General features: G+C 67.5%; 11 protein-coding genes. 5 read left to right on the forward strand and 6 right to left on the reverse strand.

Annotated features, from left to right (window positions below):
* From JZ792_RS20535 to JZ792_RS20555, 4 genes are all read right to left on the reverse strand, one after another.
* Positions 1–2,504: hypothetical protein (locus JZ792_RS20535; protein ID WP_216912347.1), on the reverse strand; the 2,504-nt coding region annotated here is incomplete at its 3' end.
* Between the two features lie 430 nt (positions 2,505–2,934).
* A complete protein-coding gene (locus JZ792_RS20545; protein WP_308165373.1) occupies positions 2,935–3,678 on the reverse strand; it encodes a CPBP family intramembrane glutamic endopeptidase in 744 nt (247 codons plus the stop codon).
* Positions 3,679–3,770: 92 nt separating this feature from the next.
* Positions 3,771–4,712, reverse strand: a complete 942-nt coding sequence (locus JZ792_RS20550; protein WP_216912349.1) for an RluA family pseudouridine synthase — start codon at positions 4,710–4,712, stop codon at positions 3,771–3,773.
* A 78-nt stretch (positions 4,713–4,790) separates the two neighbouring features.
* Complete coding sequence (locus tag JZ792_RS20555; RefSeq protein WP_216912350.1) at positions 4,791–5,243, reverse strand: TIGR03667 family PPOX class F420-dependent oxidoreductase; 453 nt, start codon at positions 5,241–5,243, stop codon at positions 4,791–4,793.
* Between the two features lie 168 nt (positions 5,244–5,411).
* On the opposite strand from JZ792_RS20555, the gene JZ792_RS20560 reads away from it, so the two are divergent.
* Complete coding sequence (locus tag JZ792_RS20560; protein ID WP_216912351.1) at positions 5,412–7,256, forward strand: ABC transporter ATP-binding protein; 1,845 nt, start codon at positions 5,412–5,414, stop codon at positions 7,254–7,256.
* Entirely contained in the window at positions 7,253–8,989 is a 1,737-nt protein-coding gene (locus JZ792_RS20565) for an ABC transporter ATP-binding protein (RefSeq protein ID WP_216912353.1), read from the forward strand. The genes JZ792_RS20560 and JZ792_RS20565 overlap by 4 nt, the downstream gene beginning before the upstream one ends.
* A gap of 60 nt (positions 8,990–9,049) precedes the next feature.
* On the opposite strand, the gene JZ792_RS20570 is transcribed toward JZ792_RS20565, so the two are convergent.
* Both JZ792_RS20570 and JZ792_RS20575 read right to left on the reverse strand, forming a co-directional pair.
* Complete coding sequence (locus tag JZ792_RS20570) at positions 9,050–9,757, reverse strand: siderophore-interacting protein (RefSeq protein ID WP_216912355.1); 708 nt, start codon at positions 9,755–9,757, stop codon at positions 9,050–9,052.
* Between the two features lie 132 nt (positions 9,758–9,889).
* Positions 9,890–10,360: an MTB12 C-terminal domain-containing protein gene (locus tag JZ792_RS20575; RefSeq protein WP_216912357.1), complete on the reverse strand. Its 471-nt coding sequence runs from the start codon at positions 10,358–10,360 to the stop codon at positions 9,890–9,892.
* 154 nt (positions 10,361–10,514) lie between these two features.
* Between JZ792_RS20575 and JZ792_RS20580 the strand changes: the two genes are divergently transcribed.
* The 3 genes from JZ792_RS20580 to JZ792_RS20590 all read left to right on the forward strand — a co-directional run bounded on the left by JZ792_RS20580 (position 10,515) and on the right by JZ792_RS20590 (position 17,965).
* The gene (locus JZ792_RS20580) at positions 10,515–11,801 is read left to right on the forward strand and encodes a SidA/IucD/PvdA family monooxygenase (protein ID WP_308165375.1); all 1,287 of its coding nucleotides are present in this window, start codon (positions 10,515–10,517) and stop codon (positions 11,799–11,801) included.
* 71 nt (positions 11,802–11,872) lie between these two features.
* Positions 11,873–12,808, forward strand: a complete 936-nt coding sequence (locus tag JZ792_RS20585) for a methionyl-tRNA formyltransferase (RefSeq protein ID WP_216912361.1) — start codon at positions 11,873–11,875, stop codon at positions 12,806–12,808.
* A 69-nt stretch (positions 12,809–12,877) separates the two neighbouring features.
* On the forward strand, positions 12,878–17,965 hold the full coding sequence (locus JZ792_RS20590; protein ID WP_216912363.1) for a non-ribosomal peptide synthetase: 5,088 nt from the start codon (positions 12,878–12,880) through the stop codon (positions 17,963–17,965).
* Positions 17,966–18,025 lie beyond the last annotated feature (60 nt).

The following is an 18,025-nucleotide window of genomic DNA, read 5'->3' on the forward strand; positions in this document are numbered from 1 at the left end:
CTGTTGACGAGGGCGGATCCTGCGGGGTGCCCGTTCATGGCGTTTCGACGCGCGGCGCGTTGGTCGGCCAATGATGTGACCGCCCCGCTGTTCCGGTGCGAGATCGGTGCGAGGGTTGCCGAGGCGACGGACGGTTCGGCACTGGCCGACGGGAGTGTGGTTGCGGGATCGGAATTGCCGGACGAGTGGTTCGACTCGGCTGCCGAGTTTTCGCTGCGCGGGTTGTTGGTCGAGCTGACGCGACCTGCGGTCGACGCGTGTGTGTGCGCGTCGGTGACGGTGGTGGCATCGACGCCGGTCGGGGGGTGGGTGCCATCCGTGGTGATGTTTTCAGGAGCGGATTCGATGCTTCGCGTGGTGAAGTCGGATTCCGCCGGTGTGGATGCCGTCGCACCGGATTCGACGCTGGGATGTGCGTGGCCGTTCAGGTCGCTGACCGCTCCGATGCGGTCGGTTCGGCCGACCACAGCGCGTTGCACCGACTCGGTTACGGTGCCGCGGCCGTCGACGTTCGGCGCGGCGGCGGTACGGGAATCGTCCGCTCCTCGCGTCACACCATCGTGAGCCGAAGCCGAAGCCGGAGTCTGCACCGGACCGGATGCCGGAGCCGAAGCCGGAGCCGGAGCCGGAGCGGATGCCGAAGCCGAAGCCGGAGCCGGAGCCGGAGCCGGAGCCGAAGCGGATGCCGGAGCCGAAGCGGATGCCGGAGTCTGGACCGGACCGGATGCCGGAGCCGGAGCCGGAGCGGGAGTCTGCACCGGACTGGAAGCCGGAATCTGAACCGAACCCGGAATCTGAACTGGAGACGGAGCCCGAACCGAGGGCGGAACCGAAGACGCAGGCGTCGAATCGAATTCGCGGTGAACCGGTGCACTGTCGTTCGCCGTCGGAACGCCGGGCTCATCCGAGGACCGGGTGTATTCCTGGGCCTGTGCGGATCCGTTGCCGCCGTTGCCGCCGTTGCCGCCGTTGCCGCCGTTGCCGCCGTTGCCGACGGACGCAGCGGACGAGGCGCGCGTGGCGGAGGCGGCCTCATCCGCCTCTGCGGCAAATGCTCCATCAGTGCCGACGGCGTACTCGTCACGGACGGATGCCGCTACCTCGCGCCGGACAGATGCGCGCTGATCCACGAACTCCGGTGCGGACTCCTCCAGCGCGGAGAACCCAAGGTCCCGCCGCTCATCCGCATTCCGTTCGGCCGGATGGACAGCCGACCCGTCGACGGGGCGATCGGACCGAGGGGCAGGGTGGGGCACCGAATCGTCGGGACCGTGCACCGTGCGCCCGTTGGGCGTGCGGACGGTGCGACCGTTCGCACGCCCGGTGGCGCGTGCCGCACCGTTGACTCCGGTCCGCAGGTCGGCGACCGACACCAGTTCGTGGGTGAAGATCTCCGAGGCGCGGTCGTCCCACCGTGCCGACGGCTCGTTGCCGTTGCGACGCTTGGGCTCGTTGCCGTTGTGTCCCGAGTGCGCTGCGGAGCCGTTGACGCCGTTGTGTCCGTTCCTGCCGTTGTGCTCGCGGTGCGGCGCGACGTCGCCCTCGTGTCCGTTGCGTCGCGGACGCTCGGTCGGGCCGGGGCGACCGAGCAGCGTCATCGGGATCGATGACGACAGGGGCTCGTCGCCGGAACGCCCGTCTTCGACGGCCCGCTCGGCACTCGTGTCGCCGCGATGTTCGCGGTACTCGTCGCCCATAGATGACGACGCGTAGATACTTCCGCCCAGTTTCGGCGCCGCCGTGTCGTCGACGATCGGCACACTGTCGATGAGCTGCGCGTATCGGGTGGCGACCCAGGCGTGCAGCCAGATGACCACGCCGACCATCACCGGTGCGATGGCGAATTCGGCGGCTTTGCCCCAGTGTCCGGCGGCCAGGTGCGGGCCGGTGTTGAGCGCGACGGTGGTGCCGAGCAGCGCGGTCTCGAAGACGACCACCTTGCCGCGTGGCAGTTCCCTGCCCCAGCTGGCGGCGGTGGTCGCGACCACCATGATCGTGATGATCGGGATCGAGATCATCGCCTCGATGCCGTAGCTCAACCAGTACAGCGGATCGGACATGTCGCCACTGGGCACCAGATTGTGCTGCACGTTGACCCCGGCCCAGACCATGCCGAGGACGACGACGCCGATCAGCACCCGCGAGGACCATTCGGCGCGTCGGTAGAGCTGGGCGAGCCTGGCGTCCTGGTTCGCGACCCGTCGTCGTGCGGCGAGCGCGCGCCGATGCCATCTGGCGTCGGCTTCGTCGGCTCGTTGAATGGAGGTGGAGGTGCGACGGTCGCGTTTCTCGGCGGCCAGTTCGTCCTGGACCGAGCGTCGCCGCTGACCGCGTCGCTGTGCGCGGATCCACTCGGCGAGTTCGCGTTCGGCCTCGATCTCGGCGTCGGAGAGTACCTCTACCAGGGCGGCGTCGTGCTGGAGCGGCAGCATGCCACGGGCCGTCGCGACCCGGTCCGCCAGCGCGGCGATCTCGGAGGTGCCGGTCGACTGTTCGTCGGGCATCGCGAACCTTCCCTGGAACGGGTATCGTGCCGATTCATCGGTGGCGACAAAGTTGCTCGAACATATGTTTGAACGCAGTGAGAGTAATCCCGCTGCCCCGCCGCGGTCAATGCCACGTGGGGGCGTGTTGTGAACACCGCATATTTACCCTGGTGGGCATCGGTTGAATGATGAAGCTCACGGCGCGCGCGGCCGTACGAACCGCCGGGACGCGGGGGCTCGATACCGGGGAATGCCGTCGACGGACCGCCGGAATCAGGCCGCGTTCACCGCTGATTTCTCGCGCTCGCGCCGCTGATTCGCGACGTCGTGATATGTCCGAGATACGTCGAAAACGAATGAAGGAATGGCGTGCGAAAGCGGCCGTTCGGACCGATTCATCCGTTCGCGGGAAATGATTGCGACGAACTTGCCGACCGCTCCGAAATGGTCAGGAGACGGTGGTGTGCCAGACGATGGCGGCGGCGAGCGCGCCCGCGCCGTTGACCGACCAGTGCAGTGCGATCGGGGCCAGCAGGCTGCCGCTGCGGCGGCGCAACCAGGTGAAGACGACACCGGCGACCGCGGTGGCGGCCACTGCCAGCGCGATGCCCGCGATCTGACCGACGACGCCGCCGCCGAGGAATCCGGACAGGCCGCGATTGTTGGAGGTCAGGCCGAACGAGGAGGCGATATGCCACAGACCGAAAAGCAGTGATCCGGCGGCGAAGACCCCGCGTGCGCCATAAGCCCGATCGAGGGTTCCGTGCAGGACGCCGCGGAAGGCGAGTTCCTCCGGGATCACCGTCTGCAACGGGATCACGATCATCGAGGCGATGAGCGCGCCTGAGATCGTGGCGTAGCGGTCGGCCAGGAAGAAGGGGCGGGTCATCGGCAATAGCGCGCCGATTGCCACGGCGGTGAGGACGATGCCGACCGCGGCGAGCGCGTAGAGCGTGCCGCGTCGCCAGTGCCGTGGTGAGAGACCGAGTTCGGACCATCCGAGACCGCGCCTGCGCACCAGTGCGAGCAGCACGATCGCGGCGATGGGAACGGTGACGATACTCGCCCACGCGGTGGTGAAATGCGCGATCAGATTGGTTCCCGCGAGAACGACGACAACGACGGCCACATCGATGTAGGCATGCAGACGGGGGCGGAGCGGGGCCGCTTCCTCGAGGTCGGTTCCAAGCACCCGGCCCAGTGTACGGACGGACTCCGAGGCCGCGAGTGTTTGTGACGCAACCATCGTCACCGGGAACGGTCCTGGTCAGGGGTAGCGGACGGTTACCCGCCGCCGGAACCCGCCCACCCTCGGGGATCGGTCCACGCCTGGAGCGACCGCTGTGTCCGGAACCGCCGGAGTTCCCCACTGATCGGATCGGTGAACTCCAGCGCGGCGGCCAGTAATTGCAGCGGTCGGGTGAAATCGTCGACCGGTTTGTCGGTCACCCTCGGGTAGAAGTCGTCGCCCAGGATCGGCACGCCGAGGCTGTTCATATGCAGTCGTAGTTGATGGGTGCGCCCGGTGTGCGGCCGCAGTCGGTAGCGTGCGAGTCCGTCGCGCTCCTCGACCAGTTCCACCACGGTCTCGGCATTGGGTTCGCCCTCGACCTCCTGCGCGGCGAGCACCTGCTTCTCCTTGACGATCCGGCTGCGCACGGTCCTCGGCAGCGTCAGCGTCGGATCGTAGGGCGCGATGGCCTCGTATTCCTTGCGCACCGTGCGACGGTGGAACATCGTCTGATAGGCGCCGCGCCTGGCGGGATCGATGATGAACAGCACCAGCCCGGCCGTCACCCGGTCGAGTCGATGGGCGGGTACGAGGTCCGGCAGGTCGAGTTCGTGCCGTAACCGCACCAGCGCGGTCTGCCGGATGTGCTGTCCGCGCGGAATCGTCGCCAGGAAATGTGGTTTGTCGATGACGAGCAGGGTGTCGTCGCGGTGCACGATGCCGATGTCGAACGGGACATCGGTCTCGAGCGGCAGATCGCGGTGGAACCAGACGGCCCCGCCGGGTGCGTAGGGTGCGTCCGGGGCGATGGGGCCGTCCATGTCGACGATGGCGCCCGCGCGCAGCAGTTCATCGATCCGCGCGGGATCGACCCGGGGCAGCCGTTCGACCAGGTGTTCCCGGATGGTTGCCCACGTACCGTCCTCCGGCAGCCGTAGCCGGGCCGGATCCAAGCCGAACCGCTTGGGCAACGGCGGCTGCTGCCTCCTTCTCATCGGAGACGACCCTAGTCGTCGGCCGTCCAGGGCCGACGACCGGTCGAAATTCGACGCCGGGGAGCGGTCGAAATCGACTCAGAATCCGCGCAGTCGATCGGGGGTGATTCGGATGGCGGCGGTGTATTCGGCGTAGAACTGCTCGGGTGTCATCGAGATGCTGACCATGCCTTCGGTGTATTTCGTTGTGTAAGCGGCGATTTCCGCTTCGCTCGGGGGTTCGTCGGCGATACGGGCGGCGCCGGTGAGAACGGTGACCTCGTCGCCCCACTCGGTGCAGTTGAGATTCAGCGAAACTCGTGAATTACGAATGATATTACGAACTTTCGGCTTGTCGTCCTGGCTGAATATCAGGAATTCGCCGTCACGCCATTGGAACCACACCGGATTCGGCTGGGGTGTGCCGCTCGGGCCGACGGTGGTCAGCCAGATGACGTGCTCGCTGTTCAGTCGGGCGGTGATTGTGGCGCCGAGTTCGGTCTCGGTGTCGACGACGGACGGTGCTGAGCGATCGGATGCCGTAGAGGTCATGCCGTGCACAACGCGGCGATCCGGCGCGCGATTCCGTATGTGTCCGAGTTGTCCGATCTTCGCGAGGCGCCGGGAGCGGGTAACTTAGCCTTACCTATCTTCCTTGTGCCGACTATGTGAAGATGAGGCCGATTCGGTGAGCCACACGAGCGCGAGAGGCGAGGTCCAATGACGGTGGAGGTCACGCCGCTACCCACGGCGGAGACGGGGAACCGGCCACCCAAGACGGTGGCGAAGGAACGTAAACAGCAGGAAGCCCAGGCCCGCAAGGAAATTCTCGCGCCGGTCAGACCGGCGCTGACGGCGGCGAGCATCATCATCGCCATCTCGTCGGTCTGCAACGTGGTTCCGTTCATCCTGATCGTCGAGGCGTGCCGGGAACTGCTCGATGATCCGGTCGACACCGATCGCGTGTGGTGGTTGCTCGGCGGCGCGGTCGTCGTCCTGATCGTCCGAGGTCTGTTGCAGGCCGTCGCGCTGACCTGGTCGCACCTGGTCGACGCCGGTTATCAATTGACTGTGCGCCGGGCGCTGGCGGAGAAACTGACCAGGGTGCCGCTCGGCTGGTTCGGCGAGCGCACCTCGGCCGAGGTGAAGAAATACCTCCAGGACGACGTCGAGGCCCTGCACTATCTGGTCGCGCACGCGCGGCTGGAATTCGTCGGCGCGCTCGTCATGCCGCTGGTCACCCTCGGCTATCTGTTCACCGTCGACTGGCGGATGACCCTCGTCCTGCTGCTTCCCCTGGTGTTCTACGCGGTCACGCTGGCCATGATGATGGATCAGAACAGCCGTGATCGTCTCGCGGTCTACAACCGCTGGGAGCAGCGGACACGGGAGGCGACCATCGAATTCGCCGACGGTATCCAGGTGGTCCGCGCGTTCGGACAGGCGGGCAAGGCGCACAGCGTGTACCAGGAGGCGGTGGATTCGCAGGCCAGGAGTTTCGATCGGTGGAAGACGCCGATCATCCGGTTGCAGGCCGTCTCCGACGTCGTGATCGCCCCGGTTTTCGTGATGCTGGTGATCGTGGCCGCCGGGCTGGGCGCGGTCGGACTCGAGTGGCTGGAGCCGCTCGATATCCTGCCGTTCCTGCTGGTCGGGCTCGGACTCGGTAGCGCGCTGCTCGGACTCGGCTACGGCGGACAGGCGTTGCGCGCGGCGGGCGCGGCTGTGCTGCGACTGCACGACCTACAGCAGACTCCCGAACTGCCCGCGGGCGCGGGGGCGACGCAGGACCCGGCGACCGCGGGAACGGTCCGGTTCGAATCCGTCGAATTCGGTTACCGCGACGACCATTCGGTGCTGCGCGATGTCAGCTTCGAGTTGACGCCGGGCACGCTGACCGCGCTCGTCGGCCCGAGCGGTTCGGGCAAGTCGACGCTGGCCAAGCTGCTTCCCCGTTTCTACGATGTGAACGCGGGCCGGATCACCATCGGGGGCCGCGATATTCGCGAGTTCACCACCGAGGAGCTATATCGCACCGTCGGATTCGTCTTCCAGGACGTCCGGCTGATCCGCGGCACGATTCGCGACAACCTCCGGCTGGCTCGCGAGGACGCCGACGACGCCGCGCTGGAACAGGCCGCGCGCGCGGCCCAGATCCACGATCGGATCATGGCATTGCCGCGCGGCTACGACTCCGAGATCGGCGGCGACGCCAGTCTGTCCGGCGGCGAGGCGCAACGGCTCTCGATCGCTCGCGCGCTGCTCGCAGACAGTCCGGTGCTCGTGCTCGACGAGGCGACCGCCTTCGCCGATCCGGAATCGGAGGCGGCGGTGCAGGACGCGCTCGCGGTCCTGGTCGCCGGACGCACGGTGCTGGTGATCGCGCATCGTCTGCACACCATCACCGGTGTCGATCGAATCCTGGTGCTAGAGGGGGGAACCCTGGTGGAACAGGGTGACCACGAGAGTCTGCGCGAGGCGGGCGGCACCTATCAGCGACTGTGGGAGATCAACGAGGCGGCGCTGAGCACGGTCGCGCTGATCGGAAGCGAGGAGTCCCGATGATCGGCACATTGCTCGGGTTGGTTCCGGCCCGATTCGCCCCGCTCACGCCGAAGCTGCTCGCGGCCATCGTCGCGCAGTCGCTGAGCCAGGCCGCCGCGTATCTGCTGCTGGTGCCGACGCTGGAGGCGGTGTTCGACGACGATCTGGAGCGCGCGTGGATCTGGGCGCTGTGCATGCTGGCCGCCGTCGTCGCCTTCGCGATCTTCGGATACCTCCAGGCCTCGATCGGCCTGCGCATCGCGGTGGGCATGCAACGCGGATTGCAGACCCGGATCGGTGACCACCTCAACGCCCTGCCGCTCGGGTGGTTCGAAACCCGCAGTTCCGGTCGGCTTTCGCGGATCGCCGTGGAGAATGTCCGCGAAATCCAGGGCGCGGTGGCCTATCTGGTCGCCAAGGTGCTCGGCGGCATCGTCGTTCCGCTCGGTGTCGCGCTCGGCATGCTGCTGATCGATTGGCGAATCGCGCTGGCCATGCTGCTCTCGGCCCCGGTGCTGTTCGCGATCAACGGCGTGGCGGGGCGGGCCTATCAGCGCGCCGACGCGCACGCGCACGAGGCGGCGGCCGAGGCCGACGCCCGCGTGGTCGAATTCGCCCAGGCCCAGTCGGTGCTGCGCGCGTTCGGGGCCGTCGGCGCGGGGAACAAGGCGCTGGACTCCGCACTGCACCGGCAGCGGGCGGCGATCGCGCGCCAGGTCTTCACCTCGGTACCGGGGTTGATCGTGTTCGCGCTGTTCGTGCAGGCGGTGTTCCTGGTGTTGGCCTACATCGTCGTCGCACGGGTGACCGACGGCGCGATCTCGGTCGCCGCGGCCATCGCGCTGATCGCGGTCAGTTCGCGGTTCATCGAACCGCTCAATCTGGCCGCGCAGTTGGGGAACGGCCTGCGCGCGGCCGCGACCGCCGTGGAGCGGGTCAGCGCTCTGCTGGACGAGCCGACGTTGCCCGAGGCGAGCGCGCCCGTGACGCCGGGGGCGGCGACGGTCGTCTTCGACGGTGTGAGTTTCGGCTACCGGCCGGGTGAACCCGTGCTGACCGATATCACCTTCAGCGTGCCCGCGGGCACGACGACGGCGATCGTCGGGCCGAGCGGCGCGGGTAAGACGACACTGCTTCGACTGGCCGCGCGGTTCTACGACGTGGACTCCGGTCGGGTCGCGGTGGGCGAACACGATGTGCGCGAACAGCCGTCGGAGACGCTGCTCGATCAGCTCTCGTTGGTGTTCCAGAACGTCTACTTGTTCGACCGTTCGGTGGCCGAGAACATCCGGATCGGCAAACCGGACGCGTCCGAGGAGCAGTTGTGGCGGGCGGCGACCGCGGCTCGGGTCGACGAGATCGTGGAGCGCCTTCCCGACGGTATGGACACCGCCGTCGGGGAGGGTGGCGCGGCGCTGTCCGGCGGTGAGCGGCAACGTGTTTCGATCGCACGCGCGTTGCTCAAGGACGCGCCGATCGTATTGCTCGACGAGGCTACCAGCGCGCTCGACCCGCACAGTGAGGCCGTCGTGGTGCGCGGCGTGCACGAATTGACCAGGGGCAAAACGGTTATCGTGGTCGCGCATCGGCTGGCGACCGTCGCCCACGCCGATCAGATCCTGTTCGTCGACGGCGGCACGATCGTCGAACGCGGGACACACGAGGAGTTGCTCGCGCTCGCGGGCCGATACGCCGATTTCTGGAACGAGAGGTCGCGCGCCGCGGGTTGGCGTCTGGAACCCGCTGCGGTCTGACAACTTTCGTGACGGTGCCGCCCGCTACTCGAAGTAACGGGCGGCACCGTCATGTGACGACTATTTCCAGTAGGCCTGGTACTTGATCGAATTCTTCGACAGGCCGTGTGTGGTCCGCAGGGTCTTGACGATCGAACGGGTGGTGGCGCCGTCGCAGGCGACCCAGCCGAACGCGTCGGTACCGCAGGTGATTTCGAGTGCCTGCTCGCGCAGCAGCCTGCCGTCGTCGACGCGCTGCCACCAGCTCACCTCGTGATGTGGCTTGTTGCGCACCGGCAGGGTCCTGTCCGATTCGTACTGCCATTCCAGCCACACTCGCGCGGGTGTGTCGCCGATGGCGTCGAGCAGCGAATTGATCGCGGGCAGCGAGGCGGTGTCGCCGAAGACGAGATATTCGCTCGGAGCGGTCTGCGGCAGTTCGAATTTCGAGCCGAGCACGCTCGCGTCGAGTGGGTCGCCGACCGAGGCGCTCCTGGCCCACTCGGCGGCGGGTCCGTGGTGCAGCGCGAATTCCATCGAGAATCGATCACCTTCGGGATCGGGATCGACGAGGGTGAAGGCGCGGTGGTGCAGTTTCTCGCTGCCCTCCTCCGGAATCCACACGCGCACCCACTGGGTGGGATGCACCGGGTGGTCGGCGAGCAGGCCGCCCGCGTCGAAGCCGAGCCGGACGAATTTGTCGGTCACCTCTTCGGTCGAGGTCACGGTGAGCCGGTAGTCCCTTCCGCCCCACGCCTTGACCACGACGCCGTTGAATCCTCTGCTCATGCGACTGAGGGTAACCTAATAAAGCTATCGGCGTCACGGGCGCGAGCCCGAGGAACGCGGAATGCCCCGCACCGAGGCGGGGCATTCCGGTTGTCGCGGTGTCGTACCGCGTTCAGTCGACGGTGACGGCGTTCAGCAGCCCGTGCCGACGAAGTTGCCGATTTCGCAGACGGATTCCTGGGTCAGCTTCCAGGTGCCGTCGATCTGGCGCCAGGAGAAGTCGAAGTACCACGGGTCGTAACCGTCGGTGGCGGTCAGCAGACGGGCGTACACCACGTCGCCGTCGTTGGTGACCGGACCGACGACATCCCAGTGCCAGCCGGCGGGCGCGATGGCGATCAGGGTGGCGGCGCGATCGAACGCGGGCAGGCCCGCTTCGCCGTTCTCCAGTTCGGCGGCGCGCGCCGAACGTGAAGCACCCGTGTTGAACAGCACCGATACCTTGGCTCGGAGTTCGCCGACACCGGGGGTGTTCGCGCGCATCGGGGCCGTCATCGGGGCGGCCTGGGCGACCGCGGTGGTAGCGACGGTGCCGAGGCCACCCGTCAGGACCGAGGCCGCGACCGCGATGGCGGCCATGGTCTTTCGGCTGATTCCGATCATGTGTTCATTCCAATCGTTCCAGTGTGCGGTTCGCCCACGGGTTGGGTCGAGCGCGCGCCTTCACTGTAAGGTAAGCCTATGCAAACATAGATGCAAAGTGTTGGTCGACGTGGGCGCGCCCACGAGTATGACGCGAGTCGAGAGTGGAGTACCGGTGGGAACACTAGTAGTGGTCGGGGCCGGGCCGAAGGCCATCGCGGTCGCGGCCAAAGCCTATGTGCTGCGTGAACTGGGTCTGCCCGCGCCGCGCGTCGTGGTGGTCGAAGCCCAGGCGGTCGGGGGGAATTGGCTTCCCACGGGTGGCTGGACCGACGGGCAACACCGGCTCGGCACGAGTCCCGAGAAAGATATCGGCTTCCCGTACCACTCCACCTGGGCGCGCGGGCGCAACCGGGACATCAACGACGCCATGATGGCCTTCAGTTGGACCTCGTTCCTCGTCGACCAGGGCACCTACGCCGAGTGGATCGATCGGGGCAGGCCGAGTCCGCAGCACCACGTCTGGGCCAAGTACCTGCAATGGGTCGCGCGCGCAGTCGATCTCGAAGTCGTCTACGGCACCGTCGACTCGATCGCCGCGGCGGCCGACGGCTGGCGGGTGACCGCGCTGGACGGCGACGGCGTCGCCACCGAGATCGAGGCGGACGGCCTGATGATCACCGGCCAGGGCCGCAGTCAGAAGGCGCTCGCGAAACATCCCAAGGTGCTCAGCATCGCGCAGTTCTGGGATCTCGCGGGCAAGCGCAGTCTCCCCGTCGCCTCCCGGGTCGCCGTGATCGGCGGCGGTGAGACCGCGGGTTCCGCGCTGGACGAGTTGATTCGGCACGGCATGCTGTCGATCTCGGTGATCTCGCCGATGGCGACCATCTACACCCGCGGCGAGAGCTATTTCGAGAATTCGCTTTTCAGCGATCCCATCAAATGGGGCACGCTCAGCGTCGACGAGCGCCGCGATGTCATCCGGCGCACCGATCGCGGCGTGTTCTCGGTCCGGGTCCAGGAGAGTCTGCTCGCCGACAACCGCGTGCACCACATGCAGGGCCGGGTGGTGCGGGTCGCGGATCAGGACGACTGCGTCGCGCTGACCCTGCGCAACGAGATGCGTCCGGACCAGTTGCACACCTGCGATCTGGTGATCGACGCGACCGGCGGCCGTCCGCTGTGGTTCCTCGACCTGTTCGACGCCGATGCCGAGGACCTGCTCGAACTCGCCGTCGGCGGAGAGTTGACGCACGCGAGGATCGAGGCGTCCATCGGTTACGACCTGGCGGTCTCTGGTCTGGACAGCAAGTTGTACCTGCCGAATCTGGCCGCGCTGGCCCAGGGGCCGGGGTTCCCGAATCTCAGTTGCCTCGGCGCGCTTTCGGATCGGGTGTTGCAGACGGCGACGGTGCGCCAATCCGCGGGCAGGCGTCGCAAATCCGCCGTTCCCGTCGACTGATCCGGTCGACGACCCGGCCCGGCCGAAATAGGCTAGGCTAACCTTTGTATTCGTGAGGGAAGGTTCATTTCATGCGTATCGTGTCGTTCGGATTCCAGACCTGGGGTCGTAAAACCTTGCAGGCCTTGATCGACTCGGAACATGAGGTGGTGCTCGCGGTGACCCACCCGGCGAGCGAGCAGTCCTACAAGGCGATCTTCTCGGATTCGGTCGAGGAACTGGCGCGCGAACACGGGATACCCGTGCATCTCACCGAACGCGCCGACGCGGAGACCATCGACCTGGTCAAGCGGGCCGAACCCGATGTCATCGTGGTGAACAGCTGGTACACGTGGATGCCCGCCGAGCTGTACAACCTGCCCGCGCACGGCACCCTGAACCTGCACGACTCACTGCTTCCGCGGTTCACCGGCTTCTCCCCGGTGCTGTGGGCGTTGATCAGCGGCGCGTCCGAGACCGGTCTGACCGTGCATCGCATGGACGAGGGCCTCGACACCGGCGACATCATCGTGCAGCGCTCGATTCCCATCGGCCCCACCGACACCGGCACCGAACTCGTGCTGCGCGGCATGGAATTGATTCCGGACGCGATCAACGAGGCGCTGACCGCGCTGGCCCAGGGCACCGCCGCGTGGCGGCCGCAGAACAGGGCCGAACGCACCTACTTCCACAAGCGTTCCGACCGCGACAGCCGGATCGACCTGACGTGGTCGGCCCAGGATCTGGAGCGTTTCGTGCGCGCGCTGTCCGCGCCGTATCCACGCGCGTTCAGCCATTACCGCGGCGAGCGTATCGAGGTGCTGTCGGCGCGGGTCTCCGAGGCGCGCTACGGCGGGACACCGGGGCGCGTCATCGTCCAGGAGGGCGGCGGCGCCGTGGTGACCGGAGTCGACGCGCACCGCGGTGGCAATCACGCGCTGGTGATCACCCGCGTGCGCGACGCCGACGGTGTCGAGCACGACGGAACCGCGTTCTTCGCGCGCGGTGGCTACCTCACCGATCAGTGACCTGATCGCCCCTCACCGCAATCCGGCGCGTCCGGACATCTAGCCAGACAGACGATTCGAAGGACGAACATGGCAGACGACATTCTCGAGCGCCGCAAGCAGCTGTTGCAGAGACGCTTGCGCGAGCAGGGTGTGCAGGCGTCGCCCGAGAACCAGACCGCGCCGACCGTGCCCGCTCGCGTTCCTGGTGAGCCGAGCGCGCTCTCGGCCGCCCAACAGCGGATGTGGTTCGTGCAGCGGCTCGATCCGAGCGACACCACACTGAATGTCTGCGTCGCCTACCGGCTCGACGGAACCGTCGACCCGGACCGGCTGCGGGCCGCGTTCGCGACCATCGTGTCCAGGCACGAGGTCTTGCGCACGACCTATCACACCGGCGAGAACGGCGAGCCGTACCAGATCTCCCGCGACGACGTCGAGATCCCCTGGCAGCAGCACGATCTGACCGACCTGCCGGACAGTGTCCGACAGCGTCGGGTGGAGGTGCTCGCGCGACGCGAATTCGCCCGCCCGTTCGCGCTGTCCTCCGATCTGCCGTTGCGTCCGACGCTGATCAGGACCGACGCCGAATCCTTCGTCCTGGTTCTGGTCGTCCACCACATCGGCTGGGACGACGACTCGTGGCCGGTCTTCTTCGCCGAACTCAACGCGGCCTACCGGGGCGAGGGCGAACTGCCCGAGATCCGCGCGCAGTATGTCGATGTCGAGGTACTCGGGCAGGCCGAGCGCGACGAGAGCGCTGGCCTGGAATTCTGGCGTTCCGCGCTGACCCCGCTGCCCGAGCGGCTGGAACTGCCGAGTCGCCGCACCGGTGGCACGAGTTCCAAGAGCGCCGATCACGTGGTTCGTGAACTGCCCGCCGAGTTGATGGCGCTGGTGGCCTCGACCGGTCGCGCGCATTCGGCGACCCCGTTCACCGTGCTGCTCGCCGGTTTCCAGGCGTTGATCCGGCGCTACACCGCCGCGACGGATTTCCTGGTCTCGATGCCAGTGGTCAACCGCCGTGACGCGAACGCGGAGGCGTTGATCGGATATTTCGGCAACACCGTGCTGGTGCGCGCGATGCCGGAGAGCGCCGACACCTTCGCCACGCTGCTCGAACAGACCAGGGACGCCGTCGTCGGCGCGTTCACCCACCAGGACATCGGCGTGGATCGTGTGATCCAGGCGGTGAGCCCGGACCGGGTGGCGGGCAGTGACGCCATGTCGCAGCTGGTGCAACTCAGCTTCACCGTTCGCGGCCAGGCCAACGGATTCGACCTGCCCGGAATCGAAGCCACCGAACTGCCGCTCGGCAGCGTCGTCTCCCAGGAGCCGCTCGGCCTGATGGTCGTCTCCGACGCCGCGGGCTCGCGGGTGGAGGCCACCTATCAGGTCGACGAACTGGAACAGTCGCTGGTCGTGCAGTTGCTCGACCACTACGTCCAGCTGCTCGACAGCGCGGTCCGGGATCCCGAACAGCGTCTGCGTGACCTGGATCTGCTCGGCGACACCGATCGCGAGGAGTTGCTCGCGGTATCGCGCGGCACGCTCGTCGACGAGCGGCCGACCACCATGGTCGCCATGTTCGAGCGTCAGGTCGACTCGACGCCCGATGCCGTCGCGATGGTGTCCGACCAGGTCGAACTGACCTATCGCGGGCTGAACCAGCGGGCGAACCGGTTGGCGCACTGGCTGATCGGCAACGGCGTCGGCCCCGAAGACCTCGTCGCGCTGCGCCTGGCCACCTCGGTCGAATTCGTCGTCGCGATCCTGGCGGTGCAGAAGGCCGGGGCAGCGTATCTGCCGATCGACCCGGCCTATCCGGCCGAGCGCACCGAGTACCTGCTCGAGGACGCCGACCCCAGGCTGACGCTGGACGAGGTGACGGTGGCCGCCGCCGAGGAGCAGGCCGCGACGCTGCCCGACCGCGATCCGGTCGACGCCGACCGCTCGGCGGCGCTGCACCCGTCGAATACCGCCTACGTCATCTACACCTCCGGTTCCACCGGTAAGCCGAAAGGTGTTCCCGTACCGCACGACGCGATCGCCGAACATCTGTCGGGTTTCAACGCGGAATGGGATCTCACCCCGCAGGACCGGGTGCTGCAATCGACCTCGGTCAGCTTCGACGCCTCCCTGCTCGATATCTTCGTCACCCTGACCGCGGGTGCGCGCGTGGTGATCCCGAAGCCGAACGCCTACCGCGACATCCCCTATGTCGCCGATCTGGTCACCCGCCACGGCGTCACGGTGCTGCACATGGTGCCGTCCATGCTCGCCACCTTCCTGGTGCTGCCCGAGGTCAACGACTGGCGCACGCTGCGGCGCGTGCCCGTCGGCGGCGAGGCGCTCGCGGGTGAGGTGGCCGATCGTTTCGCCACCCAGTTCGACGCGGAACTGCGCAACCACTACGGCCCCACCGAGGCGGTGGTGTGTTCGGCGCACATGGAGGTCGACGGCCCGCAGGGCAACGGCATCGTGCCGATCGGACTGCCGAACCAGAACGTGTACCTCTACCTGCTCGACGACGCCTTGCAGTTGGTGCCGTCGGGTGTGGTCGGCGAGATCTACCTCGGTGGCCGTCAGTTGGCGCGCGGCTATCTGCATCGGCCCGGCCTGACCTCGGAGCGGTTCGTCGCCGATCCGTTCCTCGAAGGCGGGCGGCTGTACCGCACCGGTGACCTCGCCAGGCGCAATGCCGAGGGCGAGATCGAATTCATCGGCCGCGCCGACGAACAGGTCAAGGTTCGCGGGCACCGGATCGAACTCGGCGAGGTCGAGGCCACCGTCACCGATCACCCGACGGTCGCGCACTGCGTGGTGATCGTCGCCGAGCACGAGATGCTCGGTCCGATCCTGGCCGCCTACCTCGTGCCCGCCTCGGGCGCCGAGGTCGATCTCGACGAGATCCGCGCCCACGTGGCGACCACCCTGCCCGAGTACATGGTGCCTTCGGCCTTCGCCGTCATCGACGAGGTGCCGCTGACCGCGCACGGCAAACTGGACAAGCGCGCGCTGCCCGCCCCGGTATTCGCCGAGACCCGCGCCTACCGGGAACCGCAGACCCCCACCGAGGTCCGTATCGCCGGACTGTTCGCCACGCTGTTCACCCGTGAGCGGGTCGGCGCGGACGACTCGTTCTTCGAACTGGGCGGGCATTCGCTGCTCGCGGCTCGGCTGATCACCATGATCCGCGCCGAATTCGGCATCGAGATCGATATGCGGGTGCCGTTCGACAAGCCGACGGTGACCGCGCTGGCGGCCCACCTGGTCGCCGCGTTCCGCGACGAATTCGATATCGACCTCGACGAGATCGACGGTTTCGAGACCGGTGGTTTCGAGACAGAAGAACAGTCGAGCGAGCCCGCGCCGGTCACCGAATCACGGGCCGCGAAGCCCGCGTTGGCGCGCCGTGATCGTCCGGAACATGTCCCGCTGTCCTACTCCCAGCGCGTGTACTGGCTGCAACGGCGGCTGGAGGGCGCGATCGACGGCGAGAACGTCAGCTACCCGGTGCGTTTCGACGGACCGTTCGACGTGGACGTGTTGCGCGCCGCCATCGACGACGTGGTGGCCAGGCACGAGTCCCTGCGCACCACGTTCCCCGAGCACGACGGCACGCCCTACCAGGCGATCGCTCCCGCCGGACCGGTGCCGGTTCCGCTGGTGCGGATCGGTGACGCCGCCGATGTCGACGCCAGGCTGGACGCCGAACTCGCGGCGGACTGGGATTACGTGTTCGATCTGGCGGCCGAGCCGATGGTGCGGTTCCGTCTGCTCGAACTCGCCCCGGACAAGCATGTGCTGTCGATCCTGATGCACCACATCATCGCGGATATGCGCTCCTGCCAGATCTTCCTCGACGATCTCACCGTCGCCTACCGGGCGCGGCTGTCTGGCGCGGCGCCCGGCTGGTCCGAATTGCCGATCCAGTTCGCCGATTTCGCGATCTGGCAGCGTGAGATCTTCGATCGCGGGGCGGGCCGCGAGGTCAGTCCGTACGGTCAGGCGCAGTTGGACTACTGGCGCGACACCCTCGCCGGGCTGCCCGACGAGATCTGCGTCGCCCACGACCACCCGCGTCCGCAGGTGCTGGGCCGCAACGGTTTCAGCGCGGCGCGCGTGGTGCCCGCCGCGACCTGGAACGCGCTGCGGGCCAGGGCCGACGAGGTCGGCGCGACCGAATTCATGCTCTGCCAGGCGGTCAGCGCGGCCGTGGTGAACGTGCTCGGCGGCGGCGAGGACGTGGCGATCGGCGCGGCGGTCGCCAACCGCATCGGCCAGACCACCGACGAACTCGTCGGCCTGTTCGCCAATGTGGTGGTGATGCGCCACAACGTCTCGGGGAATCCGACTCCGCGCGGCATGTTGGAGCGCACGCGCAACGCGGCGCTCGACGCGATCAGCCACCAGGGTGTGCCCTTCGAGCGGCTGGTCGAGACGCTGAATCCGGCACGCTCGCTGTCGCGTAATCCGTTGTTCCAGGTCATGATGCACTTCCGGCATCGGCCGACCACGGTCCCGTTCACCGAGGACGGCTCGACCACGCTCAGCGGTATCGCGGGCTACTACGACGTCTCCTTCATGGACTTCCACCTGGACTACTCGGTGGAGACCAACGGCGACCTGATGGCGCGCGTCGTGGTGAATCCGGATCTGTACAACGCCGAGACCGGCCAGATCTTCGCCGATGTGCTGGTGGGTGTGCTCGAGGCCTTCGCCGAACAGCCGGACCGCGTCGTCGGCGAACTCGACGTGCTGCCGCAGGGGTGGGACACCGGCCGTTCGGTGATCCGCTACCCGGCCGCGGCTGTCGAAGGGGAAACCGGTTATGTCGCACCGCGAACCGACACCGAGCGCACCCTGGCCTCCATCCTCGAGGAATTGCTCGAGATCGACGAGGTCGGCCGCGAGGACGGTTTCTTCGGCTTGGGCGGTGACAGCGTCATCGCGATCAAGTGGGCGGCCCGCGCGGCCGAGGCGGATCTGCCGCTGAGCCCGCAGATGGTGTTCGAGTACTTCACGATCGCGGATCTGGCCGCCGCCGTGGACGAGGCGATCGCCAACCCGCCCGAGGTGACCGCCGAGGAGCAGGAGACCGCGCCGATGTCGGCGTCGGGCCTTGACGCGAACGCGCTCGCCGCGCTCCAGAGTTCGTGGGCCTCGCAGGGCTGATCACCGCGTAGGAACGACACCGCCCCGGTCACCCGAGCGAATCGGGTGGCCGGGGCGGTC

Origin of the sequence: Nocardia noduli, from assembly GCF_019038455.1 — a bacterium.
Taxonomy (GTDB): Bacteria; Actinomycetota; Actinomycetes; order Mycobacteriales; family Mycobacteriaceae; genus Nocardia; species Nocardia noduli.

Excerpts from the sequence above, each read along its gene's own strand:
- JZ792_RS20590 (WP_216912363.1), top strand. The coding sequence starts at position 12,878 with ATGGCAGACGACATTCTCGAGCGCCGCAAGCAGCTGTTGCAGAGACGC.
- JZ792_RS20575 (WP_216912357.1), bottom strand. The coding sequence starts at position 10,360 with ATGATCGGAATCAGCCGAAAGACCATGGCCGCCATCGCGGTCGCGGCC.
- JZ792_RS20550 (WP_216912349.1), bottom strand. The coding sequence starts at position 4,712 with ATGAGAAGGAGGCAGCAGCCGCCGTTGCCCAAGCGGTTCGGCTTGGAT.
- JZ792_RS20585 (WP_216912361.1), top strand. The coding sequence starts at position 11,873 with ATGCGTATCGTGTCGTTCGGATTCCAGACCTGGGGTCGTAAAACCTTG.
- JZ792_RS20565 (WP_216912353.1), top strand. The coding sequence starts at position 7,253 with ATGATCGGCACATTGCTCGGGTTGGTTCCGGCCCGATTCGCCCCGCTC.
- JZ792_RS20570 (WP_216912355.1), bottom strand. The coding sequence starts at position 9,757 with ATGAGCAGAGGATTCAACGGCGTCGTGGTCAAGGCGTGGGGCGGAAGG.
- JZ792_RS20555 (WP_216912350.1), bottom strand. The coding sequence starts at position 5,243 with ATGACCTCTACGGCATCCGATCGCTCAGCACCGTCCGTCGTCGACACC.
- JZ792_RS20560 (WP_216912351.1), top strand. The coding sequence starts at position 5,412 with ATGACGGTGGAGGTCACGCCGCTACCCACGGCGGAGACGGGGAACCGG.